Raw genomic sequence first — 17629 nt, forward strand, 5'->3', positions numbered from 1 at the left:
TTTAATTTCTTCTGTATAATCAGCGCTCATTTTCCAGTTAGGCAAAAATAATGAGCGTTGATCTATTACAAGCCGAAAGACCCCTTTTCTCATACCCGTCATTTAAATCCAGAAACGAAAAAGCAGCGCCATTCCTACCAATGTCACGCCAAGAGATGAAAAAACTCGGCTGGGATAGTTGCGATATTATTCTCGTTGTGGGTGATGCTTATGTTGACCACCCCAGTTTTGGCATGGCGGTGATCGGTCGAACACTTGAAGCTCAAGGTTACCGCGTGGGTATTATTGCTCAGCCAGATTGGCAGAGTAAAGAAGCCTTTATGACATTAGGTAAACCTAACCTGTTTTTTGGTGTTTCAGCCGGTAATATGGACTCGATGATCAACCGTTATACAGCGGAACGCCGAATGCGTCACGATGATGCCTACACGGCTAACAACGAAGGTGGTAAACGTCCAGATCGTGCGGTATTAGTGTATACACAACGCTGTAAAGAAGCTTACAAATCGGTGCCCGTTGTTATTGGCGGAATTGAAGCCAGTTTACGCCGTATTGCCCATTATGATTACTGGTCCGATAAAGTGCGTCGCTCAGTTATTCTCGATGCGAAGGCCGATATTTTATTATACGGCAATGCGGAGCGGCCTCTTCTAGAAGTTGCCCACCGTTTATCACAGGGTGAGCCGATAAGCTCGATGACCGAGATTCGCGGTACCGCTATTTTGACTAAAGCCGCGTTACCAGGATGGGATGGTGTTGATTCACGCAAGGTGGATCAACTGGGTAAAATAGATCCTATTATCAATCCCTATGCCGATATTAATGTTGCCTGCGCCACACAAAAACTGGCGGACGAAAGCTTAAACGATCCAACCCAGGTTATTACTATCCAACCGGCAGAATTTAAACCAAGCAAGAAAAAACCTTGGGAAAAAACCTATATCCAACTGCCAAGCTACGAGAAAGTCTGTCAAGATAAAGTGCACTATGCTCATGCTTCTCGTATTATGCATCAGGAAACCAATCCCGGTTGCGCTCGCGCCTTAGCACAGTTCCACGGTGAACGTTTAGTGTGGCTCAACCCACCTGCCTATCCGCTCACAACTGAAGAGATAGACAGTGTTTTTGGACTGCCTTATCAGCGTATACCACATCCGTCCTACGGTGATGCAAAAATACCGGCTTACGATATGATCCGTTTCTCAATCAATATTATGCGCGGTTGTTTTGGCGGTTGTACTTTCTGCTCAATTACAGAGCATGAAGGACGGGTAATACAAAGTCGTTCTGAAGATTCTATCATTAAAGAAATTGAAATTATTCGCGATACCGTCCCCGGATTTACCGGTGTTATTTCTGATTTGGGTGGCCCGACGGCAAACATGTATCGCCTGAAATGTAAAAGTCCTAAAGCCGAACAAACCTGTCGCCGTTTGAGCTGTGTTTACCCCGATATTTGTCATCATCTCAATACTGACCATGAGCATACAATTAATCTTTATCGTCGCGCGCGTAAACTCACGGGTATTAAGAAAATATTGATAGCCTCCGGTGTACGTTATGATATCGCCGTTGAAGATCCGCGTTATGTGAAAGAGTTAGTTGAACATCATGTTGGCGGTTATCTGAAAATTGCACCTGAGCATACAGAAAAAGGCCCATTAGACAAAATGATGAAGCCGACCATGAGCAGTTATGAAGCATTTAAACAAATGTTTGAAAAATACTCTAAAGCGGCGGGCAAAAAACAATACCTTATTCCCTATTTTATTTCGGCGCACCCGGGTACTACGGATCAAGATATGATTAATCTTGCATTATGGTTAAAAAGTAATAATTTTAAACTCGATCAGGTACAAAACTTTTACCCTTCGCCTCTGGCGAATGCAACCACTATGTACCATACCGAGAAAAATCCGTTACATAAAGTATCCAAAGACAGTGAAGAGGTGATAAGCCCTAAGGGTGGCCGACAACGTAAACTTCATAAAGCGATATTACGTTATCATGTGCCGGAAAACTGGCCATTAATTCGTGAAACCCTTAAGAAATTAGGATTAGCGAGAAAATTGATTGGTAAAAGTCCTCAGCACCTGGTGCCACCGGAATCACGTAATGAGCTACAGGGTATTGCTCAGCAGGGTAAATTTGTAAGCAAGAATAAACCGGTACAAAGTGCTGTCACCCGCTTTACCGGCTCCGCACAATTTAAGAAAGCGGCACCCAATACAAAACAGGAAAAATCAGCCGCTGGCAAAAAAATAGGCAGCAATAAACCAGTACCACTTGAAAAAGCAGAAAATAAGATTGCGAGTAAGCCCAAAAATAAGCAGTTTAATTTTGCAGGGCAAAAGAAAAAGTGATTATAAAAGCTTGACGAGCTAATTATTTAAGGGCGGTTATCCGCCCTTTTTACTGCCTAGATTAAACAATGGATAGGTTAAAAAACAGATCGTCCAGAAAATGAATGAGAAAGTGTGGTGCTGTCGACATACTCCAGCTCGCCTCCCACTGGCACACCGTGTGCGATTCGACTCACTTTTATAGCATATCGCTTGGCCATCTCGGCAATATAATAAGCCGTCGCTTCACCCTCAACTGTTGGATTTGTCGCTAATATAACTTCAGAATGTTGACCTGATGAAAGTTGTTTATCAAGGAGGTTTAAACCAAGCTGCTCCGGTCCAACGCCATCAAGGGGGGAAAGATGCCCCATCAGCACAAAATAGGTACCTGAAAACAAAGCCGTTTGTTCAATCGCCAACACATCAACGGGCATTTCAACAACACAAATCATGCCGTTTTTATTACGTTTATCATTGTCACAGATAGCACATAAATTCTGCTCGGTAAAAGTACGGCATTGTTGGCAGTGACCTATTTCATTAACGGCTCTTTCAAGCAGAGAACTCAGGTTTAAAGCCCCCTTTCTATTTTTATCCAGCAGATGATAAACCATCCGCTGCGCAGATTTTGGACCGACACTGGGCAAGCACTGTAATGCCTGCATTAGATCTTCAAGTAAAGAACTGGAACTCATATCTAAGGCTGCTTCTTATTATTAAGTAGAGGAGGAGATTTTACCTTAATTACCTTCTTAAATATATTTAACTGTTATCTTAGCAAGGCAATAAAATCACTCTGCTTATTGGCCAATCCGCTCGCTATTTTTCTATCAACCATTGCTAACCGTTAAGTTTACCCATTATCAGCGTCTTTGGAGTGCAACAAAGCAAAAAAGAACTCGCTGCTCCATCTTCTACTTTTTAATTCAACTAAAAACGGGGATCAGTGTTCATTTCAGGATCTCTCCTATTGCAAGATCCGGCATCGAAAAATATGCTTATGCAGCACAACGGGTTCCATAGATAAAAGGGATCGTTGATAAATTTTCATTATTATATTTATCAACGATCCCTTCTCTGGTTAAATCTACAGAGAAACAATAAGCGAGCGCTTTATTCCATTCTCTTATCCACAAAAGAGATCTGATTACGGCCATTTTCTTTTGCCCAGTATAATGCTTGATCTGCCACTTTAGGGGTTTCTTCCAGCGAACAGCTACCATCATTGACAGCGCATCCAATTGAAACAGTCACCGGCCCATACCTATCGGTCCAACCTTCTATGCTGGGGAAGTTTCTATTTTCATACGGATACTCTCAGCGACGCGCGCAGCTCCCTGTCTGTTGGTATCAAGCAGTATAATAGAAAACTCTTCTCCCCCGATACAGCTAACAAGGTCAATGCTGCAGACAGAATTTTCAAGCATTTGACTTAATGTGACAAGTAATTGATCACCCATATCATGACCTTCGGTATCGTTAATTTTTTTAAAATAATCAATATCCAAAATCAAAAGCCAAAGTTTATTTTTAGTACGTTGGGCGCGCTTAATCTCTTCTTGACCAAATTCCATGAATTTTCTGCGGTTTGAGAGTCCAGTCAATTGATCATACATGGCGGCTGAGCAAGTAAACGTTCTCCTTCCCAGCGCTCAATATCGATCTTTTCTTGAAGAATAGCCGAAATACTCACCATTGATATAATAAACCAACAGATGGTCACCACAAAAATACCGAATAAATTCACATCGCTAGAGTGGAGTGATTCAATCAGCAGATAACCGAGTATGGTTGGGATAATATAACCTGCGGCTGTTTGCAGCCTGGCTATTTTACCGCCAATATGCGAGCTTAAAATCGCTTTTACAGCCCCGGTTTTGGCAGTCATTAGCAGGGTTGCGGTTGCCAGAGAAAATCCTGTGAATGCCGTCAGAATCGACATCTGACCGTAAAAGTGATCAAGCCCATAGGCATAACCCGTAAAGGAGACCATGGGTATGGCTATTGCAATAAAAGCGACAAGTTGTGAGGCTGTGAATCGTTGAAAACCATAGAGTATCAGGCTAACAGCAATGAGAAAAAACATGGCGGCAGATTTGCTCCCCATATCATTGCTTTCCCCATTTGCAGGTCAAGCTGCACCTGATGCTGAAAGGGGGTTATCAACGCGGAAATATTTGAATCACTAACAGTATCGACAAAGAGAGTCGATATAACAATCATCACGAGAAATGCCAATAACCTCGACAACCACCGTTCGTATTTGTGATTGTTACGGTTTCGAATTGCAAACCCTATCAGAATCATGCAGATTGCAGTCAACGGGTTGGTTGCTGCTCCATCGGTTATTGGCCTGTATAGTTCTTCGATAGCACTAACATAGCCCGCTATGGCCGTTACACCAAACAAGATACCCACTGTGCCGAGGGGGCAGACAAGCGCTTGAGCAAACTTAACAAGTACCCAGGGTTTTTCTTCAATAGTGGTTTTTAACATAGTTGATTCGACTCGTCTTATTGTTTATCTTTTAAGCAGAACATTATGACGGATTGGCTAGCATGATCTTTTCCGAGGCAGTTTTTATCTCTATATAATATGAATTCCTACAAATATAGGATAAACATATGTCGGCGCTATTTAGGAGGGATCACAATAAAAATAAAGGGCCTTAGTCAGCCCCTCTAAGATGTATCAGATTAAAAAAGAAACTTGTGCTTTCTAAGCCTTCTAAAAATGATAAATCGTAATGCATTTTTTAATAATAACTAGAATGGCATTTTAAAACCAGGTGGTAATTCCATACCACCCGATACACCGCTCATTTTATTTTTATTGACTTCTCCAATACGATGAACCGCGTCATTCATAGCCGCTGCGATAAGATCTTCAAGCATTTCTTTATCATCTTCCATCAGGCTCGGATCAATCTCAACTTTACGCACATTGTGATTACCCAAAATCGTTATTTTAACCAAACCCGCACCAGATTCACCGGTAACTTCTGTATTGGCAATTTCAGCTTGTGCTTTTTTCATATTTTCTTGCATCTCTTGGGCTTTTTTCATTAAATCGCCCATGCCTTCTTTACTAAACATATCACTTCTCTTTTTGATGGATTAACATATAAAATATAGTATCAGATTATAACGGTATGATGCTATTTTCGTAGACCTTTGCGCCGTATTCACTGACAAAAGTTAGAATGTTTTGATCTTCTTTAATAGCCGTTTTTGCATTATTCAAATAGGTTTGATAAATAGCCAATTCCGACTCAAATGCGGTTAACTTGCCAGTGACATGCCCCACTTCAACATACATGCTCATTTGCGCCCCAAAATGAACTTTTAATTTTGTCTCTAATTGTGTGCATAATTGATGGTTATTGAGTAAGTGTTGTTGTTCAGGTTTTAAGGTCAATACAATTTGCTGTTCAACTATTTTCATGACGCTATTTTTGGCTAATAACTTCACTAAACCGACTAAGCGCATTTTCTGAATAGCTAATGCCCAGGGATCGCTTAATTTGTCTGCCACATATTTGCCGGGATCAATTTCCGCTCGTTCAATATCATCATTAACAAAGATATTATCTGATAGAAAAGTGCTACTTTTATCTTTATTCTCCGCAACAGCAGGTTCTTTTTCCTCCCGCTTATTCTCCAGGATATTTTCCGGTCCACGGCTTTCACCATAATCAGCACTCATTGTTTGACTAAGATAGTCTGCCGGCTGTTCTTGATTGTCACTATCCGGTACAAACTGATCCTGCTGATAAGATTCAAGGGGGATTATCTCTTGATCGACCCTATTATCTTGTATTGCTGATAGATTATCAGCAATAGCATTGTTTCGATTAACTCCCTGAAGATCTGGCGTGCTGCTGATATCCTCATCAATGCCACTCATCTGATACTTATCAGCTTTAAACTCTGCTGTTACATTTTCCGCCCCGGATGCGACAACTGAGGCAGGTTGTTCAGTAGTTGTCGCCTGGTTCTTTTTTGCGCTTTCTCGTTTTAATCTATGACTACGTAACATATTTCGAGAATGAGAGACCTCAGCAACAGGTGCTATTTTTTCACTGGGCGGTGCAGACTGATTCTGCTGCGGCTCTGGTTGTCTTTCAATTGGGGGCGGCACCGAAGACGCAGCTGATCTCTGTAATGGCTCGACAGAGGGAGACGTCGACTGAACTGAATCTGCGCTTTTAGGCTCCTGTTGCACTATTTGCGACGCTGCCGGGTTTTGCTGCAAGTTTTCTATCACAGGGGCTTCTGCTATTTCTACAGATTCGACCGATTCTGAAGCCGCTGCGATATTACTCTGCTGCGCATCACTTGCTTCCGCGCTATTCGGATTACCAAGTTGCCGCTCATCCAAACTGATATAATTTGCGGGTTTAAAGGCAAGCAGACGCATCACCGTCATCTCAAAAGCAATTTTACCGTTAGGTGCAAAAGCGTAATCTTTATAGCCCTGAACAGCAATTTGATAATAAAGCTGCACCTCTTCGGGCGTTAAACGTTCTGCTAATAATTGTACGGCAGATTTTTGGGTTACATTCTGTTTAGGCTGCATCTGTGATAGTGCAATTTCATGACACAAACTGGCTAAGGTTTGGTGTAACATGGCAAAATCTGCCCCAAGATGCACAAATTCATCTATTTTCAGGAAGACTTTTGAAACATTTCCGGAAGCAATAAAGTGTAATAAATAATGCAAATGATTGTTGTCAATAGAGCCAAGCATCTTTAATACAGACTGGTATGCAATGTGGCCAGAGCCAAAAGCCAGTGCCTGGTCAGTCAAACTTAACGCATCCCGCATACTGCCCTCTGCTGCCGTGGCAATAACAGTCAGCGCAGCATGCTCAAACGTCGCCTGCTCATGGTTCAGAATATAAGCTAATTGGGTTTCAATTTCTTGCGGCAAAATCGCTTTTAAGTGAAATTGTAGACAACGAGATAATACCGTAATGGGTAATTTTTGTGGGTCTGTCGTGGCTAATAAAAACTTCACATATTCAGGCGGCTCTTCCAATGTTTTTAGCAAAGCATTAAAGCTGTGCTTGGAGAGCATATGCACTTCGTCAATAAGATAAACTTTATAACGCCCCTGTGCAGGTTTATATTGAACATTATCAAGCATTTCACGCGTATCATCGACCTTAGTACGGGAAGCGGCATCTATTTCTAATAAATCAACAAAACGCCCCTGATCAATAGCCTGACAATGTACACATGCGCCACAGGGTGTTGCCGTCACCCCCTTTTCACAATTCAGGCTTTTTGCCAAAATACGTGCAATGGTCGTTTTACCTACACCGCGGGTACCACTGAACAGATAAGCATGGTGTAATCTGTTTTGCGCCAAACTATTAGATAAAGCGGTCAACACATGTTGCTGGCCAACCACTTCCTGGAAATTACCTGGTCGCCATTTTCGTGCTAAAACTTGATAACTCACAAAAATTACTCACCTTCAAATTTGATTAAGGAAAAATACGGAACATTAAGTGCGTGCAGTTTTTGCGCCCCTTTTAAGGCCGGCAATTCAATAACAAAAGCTGACTCAATAACAATTCCCCCCGAGCGGTGAATTAATTTGATAGAAGCTTCGGCTGTCCCGCCCGTCGCTAAAAGATCATCCACTAGTAACACTCTTTCATTCTTTTTAATCGCATCGCTGTGGATATGTAACGAATCAGTGCCATATTCAAGTTCATAATTTTCATGAACGGTTGTTCGGGGTAATTTACCCGGTTTACGCACAGGCACAAATCCAGCCCCAATCGCCGCCGCTAAGGGAGCGCCAAAAATAAAACCGCGCGCTTCGGTGCCCACCACTTTGGAAATATTTTGATCTTTATAACGTTCGACTAATAAGTTAATGGTGGCTGAAAATGCAGCGCCATTTTCAATTAAACTGGTGATATCACGAAACATAATGCCCGGAATAGGATAATCTGGAATACTTTTAATACAGTTTTTGATCTCTTCTAATGTCGGTGCTGTCATTATTTAACTCTTTTTAAAAACCTGTAGGTGAAGAATAATTAGTTGCATGACCATGTGCAAGCATTGCTGACATATATACGCAAATTACTTGTAGATGTAGCACTCAGCAAGACGATAAATGATAATATTCGAGGAAGAAAGCTGATGTTCTAGTTGTTCTAAATCAAAGCCTTCTAACAACATCGATCATCATTTATCGCATTACCCTTCCGGAGATTCGCCCGAAGGCGAGCACTGCGTTGTAACACTTAAAAAGGGGATAACCATTTCCATCATATTACAACTTGTTCTAGCATACGGATGAAACTCTGAATCTACATCATTAAGTCGTTTGGGTATACTCATCAATAATCAGAAAATACTCCTAATTTATTGTCTTTAATCCGCACATGAAATAAAACTAAAGACCCTGATTTTCTATTTGCTGCTACTTTTTTAAGGCGTCGGGACAGATCTTATTTGTCACATAAATCATCATACTCAGGTATACTGCCGCTTTTTCAAAGAGAGAGTAGCTGATGCAAATAACACTTGCCCCGATGGAGGGCGTCATGGATCACCAGATGCGCCAATTGTTAACGGCAATTGGTGGTTATGATCTCTGCATTACCGAATTTATTCGCGTTGTTGATATGCAACTCCCGGCAAAAGTATACCGCCGTCATAGCCCGGAACTGTATAACGACAGTAAAACTGCCTCCGGCACCCCGGTACGCATTCAATTATTAGGTCAAAACCCGCAATGTTTAGCAGAAAATGCGCATCAAGCCATCAGTATCGGCTCCGATGGTATTGATCTTAATTTTGGTTGCCCTGCAAAAACGGTTAATAAAAACAAAGGGGGCGCCGTGTTATTAAAATCACCGGAAGCCTTATATCAAATTGTGACCGAGGTACGTAAAGCGGTGCCCGTATTTCAAACGCTCAGCGTCAAAATACGACTGGGTTATGAGGATAAGTCTCTCGCAATTGAAAACGCGCAGGCGATCCAAGCCGCAGGGGCCGATGAACTTGCGGTGCATGCCCGCACGAAGGCAGAAGGTTACCGCCCGCCCGCCCACTGGCATTGGATAGCTAAAATTAAAGATGCGATCACTATTCCCGTGACAGCAAATGGTGATATTTTCTCTGTTGATGATGCCAAGCGTTGCATGGAAATAACCGGTTGTGAGCGATTAATGATCGGCCGGGGTGCCCTGGCAACACCCAACTTAGCACAAGCAATTAAAGGGATTGAATCTCCTAATAGCTGGCCAGAGATTTTGAATATACTGGAAAAATATATGTTTGTTCAAACTCACGGCGATCAGGAAAAATATTTACCCAGTCGCATTAAACAATGGTTAATATTTATAAAAGCGCAACATCCGCAGGCTGCTGTTTTCCTTCAGCAGGTGCGCACTATTAAAACAACCCAAGAAATGTTGGCGGCGATCAATCAAGAGCAGTTAAGGTTTAAATAATAAAGACTACTTTGTTAACAAAAAAACCACTTCAGGATTTAATATACTGAAGTGGTTTACTGATTTAATTAAATAGTATTTCTATTTAATTAAACGACGTACCAATAATACCGGCAGTGCGAAAATCCATAACCACAAACTTGCAGCCCCGGAGCGCTCGTAGGAACTATCAATGCTTTTTAACAGCTCAGAATCCCAACAGTTTGGACTGTCATCCGGCGTCATTCCAGCAGTCGGTGTTAATTTCAACATGACTTCTGTGCCATTGGCTCTATTCACATAATCCTGATCTGTTAAGTATGTTTGACCTTCCGCTAATACTTGACCCGCATCATTAATAACCGTTGCACTGCGAATTCTATAGCGTGGTGAAGTAACAGCACCCGCGTTTAAACTGCAGATTAAGTCATTTAGAAACCAGCTTTGATCGGTGTTATTGTTATATAAAAATGCAGATTGAGCACGAGGACTCCCACCATTGACAGAATGGGTTTGATCATAATCATCCGCTTTACCGACAATAAAACCCGATTCATTAATATCATACACTTGGCTATCAGCACCTTTTTTAGCGCTGCTGTTGCCATTTAGCCGCTGCTTAGTGCTCTGAACTTTAATGTCCTGTAGCGGAAAGCGAATGCTGTCTCCGTCAATATCATAAACAAAAAACTCAGTGGGTTTATTAACCGATTTTGATACATTATATTCGCGGTTACCAATAACAGTATTAGTGTCTGTAATAGCAATAGCCCAGGTATTATAGAGCGTATCACCTTGATCACCTTCGCTTTCAATATCTCGAGCAGCATCGGTTAATTCTGTCGGCGCGCCATAAGCCCCATCAGCATCGGGTGTCATAATAATGGCACGCTGACGGCCGCCTTGTTCAGCATCAGAATATTCAAAAGTAGAAACACCAACAGCAATACCAACTGCATTAATATCTAAGGCACTGGCGCTGTAGGTTGCATTTGAATCATTATTATCAGCGTTATCATCAAGCCAGTTGCTTGCTAAAGAAAAACCACTCAAATCGACATCAGCACTTGAACTAACATTAACCGTTCCGGCATTATCAATCACCTCCCAAGCCCAAGCCTGAGTATCAAAACCGGGACAATTAACAAGTTCATTAGTCGTTAATATTTGATCATTTTCAGCACTAAAATAACAGTTCTGGAAATATTCAGCAGTATCTTGAGCATAAGAGACACTGGAAGCTCCTACTACTAAGGTTTTTGTCTCACCATTGCTATAAGTAACCTGTTTAATTTTATAAGCACTGCTAAAACCGCCATTAGTGGAGAATTCAGGTAATAATGAGGTAACAAAATCACTGCCCTGATATTTAATAAATGCACGGCGGACAAAATCGCGTTGATTAGACACATCATAAGGTGCAGAAGAATAACCAACGATAAATCGGTTAGTTGCTAATGAATCTGTAACATCGGTGATTTTTACATCGCTATTATTAACTGATGCCGGGTAAGGAGTTTGTGCTTCATCAAAACCATTTAACAGAGTATTACCCATAAAATAACTGGTGTAATCAACGTTTTTCGCATTAGACTGCGCATTACGCCATGCCTGAGAAGCATTATCATAACTTAAGTCACCGAAGGTTTCTGAACCATAAAATGCAAGTTCACAAAACACGGCATCATATTGACAATCCCGATTAAAGGTAAAGGGCAAACCAATATCCATATCTATCGATAAGGAGGCTTTCATCGAATAGGTGCCGATAAAAGTACCATCCTCTGACATGGCAGAAGGATAAGGTCCATAACTCGCCCCTTCTGCAATAACGTCGATTGTTTCAACACTATAGTAAGCAGCACCAGCCGGAGCCGGAAGTGCCCAACCGTTAGCAGATAATAATAACGCCACTCCGGTCAGGGATAGTTTATATCTCATTTAGCTGTTTTCTCCATTTTGCAATTCTTCTAACTCTTCCCAGCGCATAAAGGTTGTTTCAAGCTGCTCTTCGGCCTGGGCAAGTTGTGCTAAGAAGGCATCCGCTTCGGTTTTATCTTTGTTAAAAAATTCAGGCGTATTAATGGTTGCCTGTAAACTTTCTACTTTTTCTTCCAGCTCTTCAAGTAAACGCGGTGAATTATCCAGTTCAAGTTGTAATTTATAGGATAATTTTTTCTTGGCAGCTGCTTTTACAGGGGCTTTGTCTTTTTTAGCAGCCGCTTTAACGTCGCTAATCACAGGCTGAGCGGGTGCTTCACTTTGGGTTTTATGGCGCATAGCGTCACTATAACCACCGACGAACTGTTTTACGTTACCATTGCCATCAAAGAACCAGGTATTAGTCACTGTATTATCAACAAAACTACGGTCATGGCTCACCAATAATAAAGTGCCCTTATAATTGGCTAACAGCTCTTCTAATAACTCCAGCGTTTCAACATCGAGATCATTGGTAGGTTCATCAAGAATTAATAAGTTACTGGGTTTTAAAAATATTTTAGCCAGTAACAGACGGTTTTTTTCACCACCGGATAACGCTTTAACGGGTGTACGAGCGCGTTCCGGATGGAACAAGAAGTCTTGTAAATAACCTAAAACATGGCGTTTAATGCCATTCACTTCCACTTCCTGCTTACCTTCAGCAAGGTTATCCATTACCGATTTTTCAGGATTTAATTCACCCCGGTATTGGTCAAAGTAGGCAACATCAAGCTTAGTACCGCACTTGATTTCACCTGCATCGGGCTGTAATTGGTTCAGTAATAATTTTAACAGGGTACTCTTGCCGCAGCCATTTCGACCGACTAATGCAATTTTATCTCCGCGCATAATAGCGCAGGAAAAATCACGTACTATGCATAGCTCATCATAACTGTAAGCAACATGCTCGGCTTCGAAAATGATTTTCCCGGAGCGCGTGCCGGCGTCAATATTAATTTTCGCTTTGCCCTGCACATTTTGACGATCTGCGCGTTCATTACGTAATGATTTAAGCACTCGAACACGGCCTTCATTACGTGTACGACGGGCTTTGATACCCTGGCGAATCCACTTTTCTTCAATCGCCAATTTACGATCGAATTCAGAATTCTGCTCTTCTTCGACGCGTAATGCTTCTTCTTTAGCAATCAAATACTCATCGTAACCACCCGGCCAGGAGCTTAAATTACCACGGTCAATATCAATTATACGTGTTGATAAACGGCGAATAAATTCCCTATCGTGGCTGATAAAGATAATCGCACCTTGAAAACTGAATAAAAAGTCTTCTAACCACTCGATAGTACCGACGTCGAGGTGATTGGTAGGCTCATCAAGCAACAACAGGTCTGGATCATTCACTAATGCTTTTGCTAAAGCGACTTTGCGTAACCATCCACCGGATAACTGATCCAGCGTTGCCTCGGGGTCGATTCCTAAACGATCTAATATTTGATTGATTTTACTGTCTAACTGCCAGGCATCCAGCTGATCGATTTGCTCCTGCAGTCTTTGCAGTTTATTTAACTGCTTTTCACTGCAGTCTTCTGCGATAACATGAAGTTGGTGATGATATGCTTTTAATATTTCACCCGCATTTTCCATGCCGGAAGCCACAAAATCATAAGCACTCAGGGTATTCGCTGTGGGTGGATCCTGTTCTAAACGTGCCACTTTGACATCGGTATTGATCAATAAAGTGCCATCTTCAAGTTGAATACGACCGTCTAATACTTTTAACAGGGTTGATTTACCTGCGCCATTACGCCCGACCAAACAAACTCGTTCATTAGGTTCAATAACCAGATTGGATTTATTTAATAATGGGTGCTCACCAAAGGCGAGCTCTGCGTTGTGTAACGTTAATAATGCCAATTAAATACTCTTTTTAATTAAATATGAAGGTTAATAAAATCGTTTAACTGCTGTAAATCAAATGGCCAGTTAAGCGTATCCCCATTGTCACTTTGAATAACGGGAATACTATAACCATATAGACTCACTAACTGCGGGTCATCGATAATATCGACTTTTGAATATGAAACAGACGTCTGCTGCAATAATCTCTGTGCATCATCACATAAATGGCAGCCGTCCGTAAAATATAATAAAAAATGCTTCTGCACTATTATTTCTCTTAATCAGTATGCTTAGTTAAAATCCAGCACTGATGAATTTTTTTATTGCGTCTAAAGTCTTCCGGTATGGAGGACTGGCTGATATCTTTAATATAAAAACCTAATGCTTTAATAGCATCAACATCTAATTTAAAACCACGTTTATTATTTGAGAAAATAATTTCGCCCTGCTTATTTAAACGCTGACTGGCAGAGGTTAACAGTGCAACATGATCCTCCTGCACGTCAAACACATCATTCATACGTTTGGAATTTGAGAAGGTTGGCGGATCAATAAAAATAAGGTCATACATCTCGTGGGCATGCTGTAGCCATTTAATACAGTCCTGCTGAATAAACTCATGTTTACCTTTAATGCCGTTTTCTGCAAAGTTATCTTCGCCCCAGGCGAGATAAGTCTTAGACATATCAACACTGGTTGTTGATTTAGCACCACCCAGTGCAGCATGCACAGAAGCCGTTGCCGTATAACAAAATAGATTTAAAAAATCTTTGCCTTTAGCCATGTTGCCAATCAGTAAACGGGTTGGTCTATGATCTAAAAACAGGCCAGTATCCAAATAATCCTGCAAATTAACCAGCATTTTGGCCTGCCCTTCATGGACGACTAATGACTGTTTTTTGGTATCCAATTTTTCATATTGCTGACGCCCTTTCTGACGTTCACGTACTTTAATAACTAATTTGTCATCGGGGAGATTTAATACGTAGCGTACTGTAGAAACAACATCTAAGAAGCGGCGACGTACTTTTTGTGTCTCAATCTCTTTGGGAGCACGGTATTCTTGAATAATAATATATTCAGCATAACGGTCAATAGCGACGTTATATTCAGGTAAATCGGCATCATATAAACGGTAACATTCAACCCCTTCACGTTTTGCCCATTTTTCCAGTTGTTTTAGGTTTTTAAGTAAACGGTTAGCAAATTCTTCCGCATAAATAGCGGGTTTTATTTGTTGAACCTCTTTAAAAACAAGCTCAGACTCATTTTCGATTGCGGCTTCAACAACACTTTCATTTTGACCCATGGTCCAGGGATTGATAGGCTCAGGGGTTTCTTTGTTTGTCTTTTTCGGGGCTACCGGTTCAACTTCTACGGCCGGACGTTTTGGCGAAATACGGTAATTCTTAAGCACACACTCAATCGGTCCATTAAAGAATTTAAAACTTTTACCCGCACGCATCCCTAAACAACTTAATAATTCAGTGTCCATGGCAAACATAGATAAATTCCAACCGGCAAAGGCATCTTTAAAATGATAACCAAGCTCAGTATAAAGTGTGATGGTATCGCTGAAACTGCCTAGACGTTCACCATAGGGAGGGTTAGTAATTAACATTCCGGTTTCAAGTTCTTCGGGTGGTAGTACTTTTTTAGCATCGGTCACAGAAAATTCAATTACTTCGCCAACCCCTGCCCGTTGTGCATTTTTGCGGGCAATTTCAATCATATCTTTGCTTAAATCAGATCCGTAAAAACGTGTTTCACACTGATTGACTGCGCGACGTCCATAAACTTGTGCCGATGTTTTAAGCGTTTGCCAGCATTCCTGATCGTGTTTTTTCCACTTTTCAAAACCAAAGGTTTCACGCAACGAGCCTGGCGCTATATTTAACGCCATCATGGCCGCTTCTATAACCAAAGTACCTGAGCCACACATTGGGTCTAAAAGAGCTTCACCCTGCCAACCACTGCGTTTAATAATACCAGCAGCTAAGGTCTCACGCAGTGGCGCTTCGCCTGCGATAGTACGGTAACCACGAAGGTGCAGCGGCGAACCCGACAGGTCTAAATAAATAGTCGCCTTGTCTTTCCATAAACGGCCGTTAAAACGAATATCAGCATCACGTTTTTGAACATTTGGACGCTCATCAAAGTGCTTACGGAAACGATCCACAATCGCATCTTTAATTTTTAACGCACCAAACTGAGTATTACGAATTTCATCGTTGGTACCGGAAAAATCGATAGAGAAGGTTTTATCAACATCAAAATGCGTTTCCCAGGGAATATTGCTGCAGCCTAAATACAGATCCATTGAATCTAACACTTTGAATTCAGAAAGCTTTAACAATACTCGGCTGGCAAAACGAGACCATAAACAAACTTTATACCCTTGCTCTAAGGTGCCCTCGAATTTCACGCCACCATTCATTTGTTGCGGATTTTCAATACCCATCTCTTTTAGCTCAACTTCAAGCAGAGGGGCCAACCCTTTAGCGGTAGGGATAAAATAACTTAACATATAGGATCTCACGGGATTATAGAAAATAAAATGGGACGTATTATACCCTTAAAATTCGATTATCCCAACATAATTAATATCGAGCGGTTGTTAGCTGTCGGCTATCAGCTGTCGGGCGATCGGGCTTCGAGCTATCGAGTTATCGGCTGACGGCTGTTGGCTATCGGCTGATGGCTGCCGGGGCATTCTAGCCTTTTAGCGTTCTAGCCTTATGGGTCAGTTCTTGATTGCTCTGATGGCCAATGAAAGAGAGTTTACCGTAGTGGCGGCATCGGCACTGGGATTGTTAAAATAATTGCTTATTATTTTGCTTATAATATTTTGCAAATGACTGGTGCTGGCTAAATTTTGGGTAAAAGAGGGGACCAATTGCCCATTATTAAAATCAGTAAAAGATTTATGTGCACATTGATTAAATTTATCCATATTAATGCCACGTCGAACTGGAATGGAACCTTTTGCGAGATTAAATTCGGCTTGAAATTTTTCGCTTAACAAGATATTGACAAAGCTGCGTTGTGTTTCCCCCGAATTTTTTGTTCCGTTTTTTTCAAAAAACACAAAACTGTCGATATTGTAACTAAAAAGTCCTTTACTTTCAGGGACATCAATACAGATATAGTCCACCATGGCTTTTTTTCCCTGGGTATTCCACATCCCCATTGCCCAGTCTCCCATAAACTGCATGCCCGCCTTATTATTGCTAATAAGCTGGCTTGCCTGATACCAATCTTTACCACGCATATTAATATCAGTGTATTGATGTAAACGTTTAAACTGCTCAAATACATAGATCATTTCTGGTGACGTTAACACCGCTTCATTATACTCAACAAAGGCCTGTTTATACTTTTCGGCCCCTAATAAAGACAGTGCCATCGATTCAAATAACAGCGCATCCTGCCAGGCAGTCCCGCCATGCGCAATGGCGATATAACCTGCAGCCTGTATTTTATCTGCATTGGCAAAAAACTCCTCCCATGTTGTCGGCAGAGGGAGACTCAGCTCGTCAAAAATGGCTTTGTTAAGCCACAACCAATTAACACGATGAATATTAATCGGTACAGCCATATATTTCCCGTCAAAGGTCACCGTCTCACGGACGATCTTGGGGAGAATCTCTGGCCACACGCTGGTATCTGCTATCGTCCCAATATTTTCAAGCATGCCTACTTTTGCCCACTCACCAATATCCGGACCTTTAATATGGGCGACATCGGGAGGATTCCCGGACAGTGCCCGCATTTGCAATACACGGACAGCACTTTCACCTCCTGCCCCCACAATGGCAAAGTTATTCCATTTTATATTCTGCTCAAGCAACGCATCTTCAAGTATGCCTTGTGCTTCAACTTCTCCCTTAGCTGTCCACCAGTGAAGCACCTCGACTTCTGCCGCATAAACATTGACAGCGCATAAAAGAGCTGCCAGTAAAATTAAACATTTCATCTCAGC

General features: G+C 41.6%; 15 protein-coding genes. 2 read left to right on the plus strand and 13 right to left on the minus strand.

Features of this window, described 5'->3' with window-relative positions; all coding sequences use genetic code 11:
- The first annotated feature begins 50 nt into the window (after nt 1-50).
- Nucleotides 51-2363 carry a YgiQ family radical SAM protein gene (locus PING_RS11710; protein ID WP_011770572.1) on the plus strand — a complete coding sequence of 771 codons (2313 nt, stop codon included), beginning with the start codon at nt 51-53 and terminating at the stop codon, nt 2361-2363.
- Between the two features lie 77 nt (nt 2364-2440).
- Here the strand turns inward: PING_RS11710 and recR are convergent, their stop codons facing one another.
- From recR to apt, 8 genes are all read right to left on the minus strand, one after another.
- Nucleotides 2441-3040: a recombination mediator RecR gene (gene recR / locus PING_RS11715; RefSeq protein ID WP_011770573.1), complete on the minus strand. Its 600-nt coding sequence runs from the start codon at nt 3038-3040 to the stop codon at nt 2441-2443.
- Between the two features lie 418 nt (nt 3041-3458).
- Complete coding sequence (locus PING_RS20615) at nt 3459-3599, minus strand: GGDEF domain-containing protein (RefSeq protein WP_232279360.1); 141 nt, start codon at nt 3597-3599, stop codon at nt 3459-3461.
- A gap of 26 nt (nt 3600-3625) precedes the next feature.
- On the minus strand, nt 3626-3919 hold the full coding sequence (locus PING_RS11720) for a GGDEF domain-containing protein (RefSeq protein WP_232279361.1): 294 nt from the start codon (nt 3917-3919) through the stop codon (nt 3626-3628).
- A 26-nt stretch (nt 3920-3945) separates the two neighbouring features.
- Entirely contained in the window at nt 3946-4452 is a 507-nt protein-coding gene (locus PING_RS11725) for a hypothetical protein (protein ID WP_157035360.1), read from the minus strand.
- On the minus strand, nt 4404-4841 hold the full coding sequence (locus PING_RS11730; RefSeq protein WP_011770576.1) for a hypothetical protein: 438 nt from the start codon (nt 4839-4841) through the stop codon (nt 4404-4406). Before PING_RS11730 ends, PING_RS11725 begins: the two co-directional genes overlap by 49 nt.
- A 269-nt stretch (nt 4842-5110) precedes the next feature.
- Nucleotides 5111-5440, minus strand: a complete 330-nt coding sequence (locus PING_RS11735) for a YbaB/EbfC family nucleoid-associated protein (protein ID WP_011770577.1) — start codon at nt 5438-5440, stop codon at nt 5111-5113.
- 46 nt (nt 5441-5486) lie between these two features.
- Entirely contained in the window at nt 5487-7811 is a 2325-nt protein-coding gene (gene dnaX / locus PING_RS11740) for a DNA polymerase III subunit gamma/tau (protein WP_011770578.1), read from the minus strand.
- 5 nt (nt 7812-7816) lie between these two features.
- Nucleotides 7817-8362 carry an adenine phosphoribosyltransferase gene (gene apt / locus PING_RS11745; RefSeq protein WP_011770579.1) on the minus strand — a complete coding sequence of 182 codons (546 nt, stop codon included), beginning with the start codon at nt 8360-8362 and terminating at the stop codon, nt 7817-7819.
- Between the two features lie 518 nt (nt 8363-8880).
- Here apt and PING_RS11750 point away from each other — a divergent pair.
- Nucleotides 8881-9825, plus strand: coding sequence for a tRNA-dihydrouridine synthase (locus PING_RS11750; protein ID WP_011770580.1), 945 nt, complete (start codon nt 8881-8883; stop codon nt 9823-9825).
- 81 nt (nt 9826-9906) lie between these two features.
- On the opposite strand, the gene PING_RS11755 is transcribed toward PING_RS11750, so the two are convergent.
- The 5 genes from PING_RS11755 to PING_RS11775 all read right to left on the minus strand — a co-directional run bounded on the left by PING_RS11755 (nt 9907) and on the right by PING_RS11775 (nt 17623).
- Nucleotides 9907-11745, minus strand: a complete 1839-nt coding sequence (locus tag PING_RS11755; protein WP_011770581.1) for a DUF3466 family protein — start codon at nt 11743-11745, stop codon at nt 9907-9909.
- Nucleotides 11746-13662 carry an ATP-binding cassette ATPase Uup gene (gene uup / locus PING_RS11760; protein WP_011770582.1) on the minus strand — a complete coding sequence of 639 codons (1917 nt, stop codon included), beginning with the start codon at nt 13660-13662 and terminating at the stop codon, nt 11746-11748.
- A 17-nt stretch (nt 13663-13679) separates the two neighbouring features.
- A complete protein-coding gene (locus tag PING_RS11765; RefSeq protein WP_011770583.1) occupies nt 13680-13913 on the minus strand; it encodes a glutaredoxin family protein in 234 nt (77 codons plus the stop codon).
- Nucleotides 13914-13924: 11 nt separating this feature from the next.
- A complete protein-coding gene (gene rlmKL / locus PING_RS11770; protein ID WP_011770584.1) occupies nt 13925-16174 on the minus strand; it encodes a bifunctional 23S rRNA (guanine(2069)-N(7))-methyltransferase RlmK/23S rRNA (guanine(2445)-N(2))-methyltransferase RlmL in 2250 nt (749 codons plus the stop codon).
- A 216-nt stretch (nt 16175-16390) separates the two neighbouring features.
- Entirely contained in the window at nt 16391-17623 is a 1233-nt protein-coding gene (locus PING_RS11775; RefSeq protein ID WP_011770585.1) for an ABC transporter substrate-binding protein, read from the minus strand.
- Nucleotides 17624-17629: the final 6 nt, after the last annotated feature.

The sequence above is a fragment of the Psychromonas ingrahamii 37 genome (assembly GCF_000015285.1).
Taxonomy (GTDB): domain Bacteria; phylum Pseudomonadota; class Gammaproteobacteria; order Enterobacterales; family Psychromonadaceae; genus Psychromonas; species Psychromonas ingrahamii.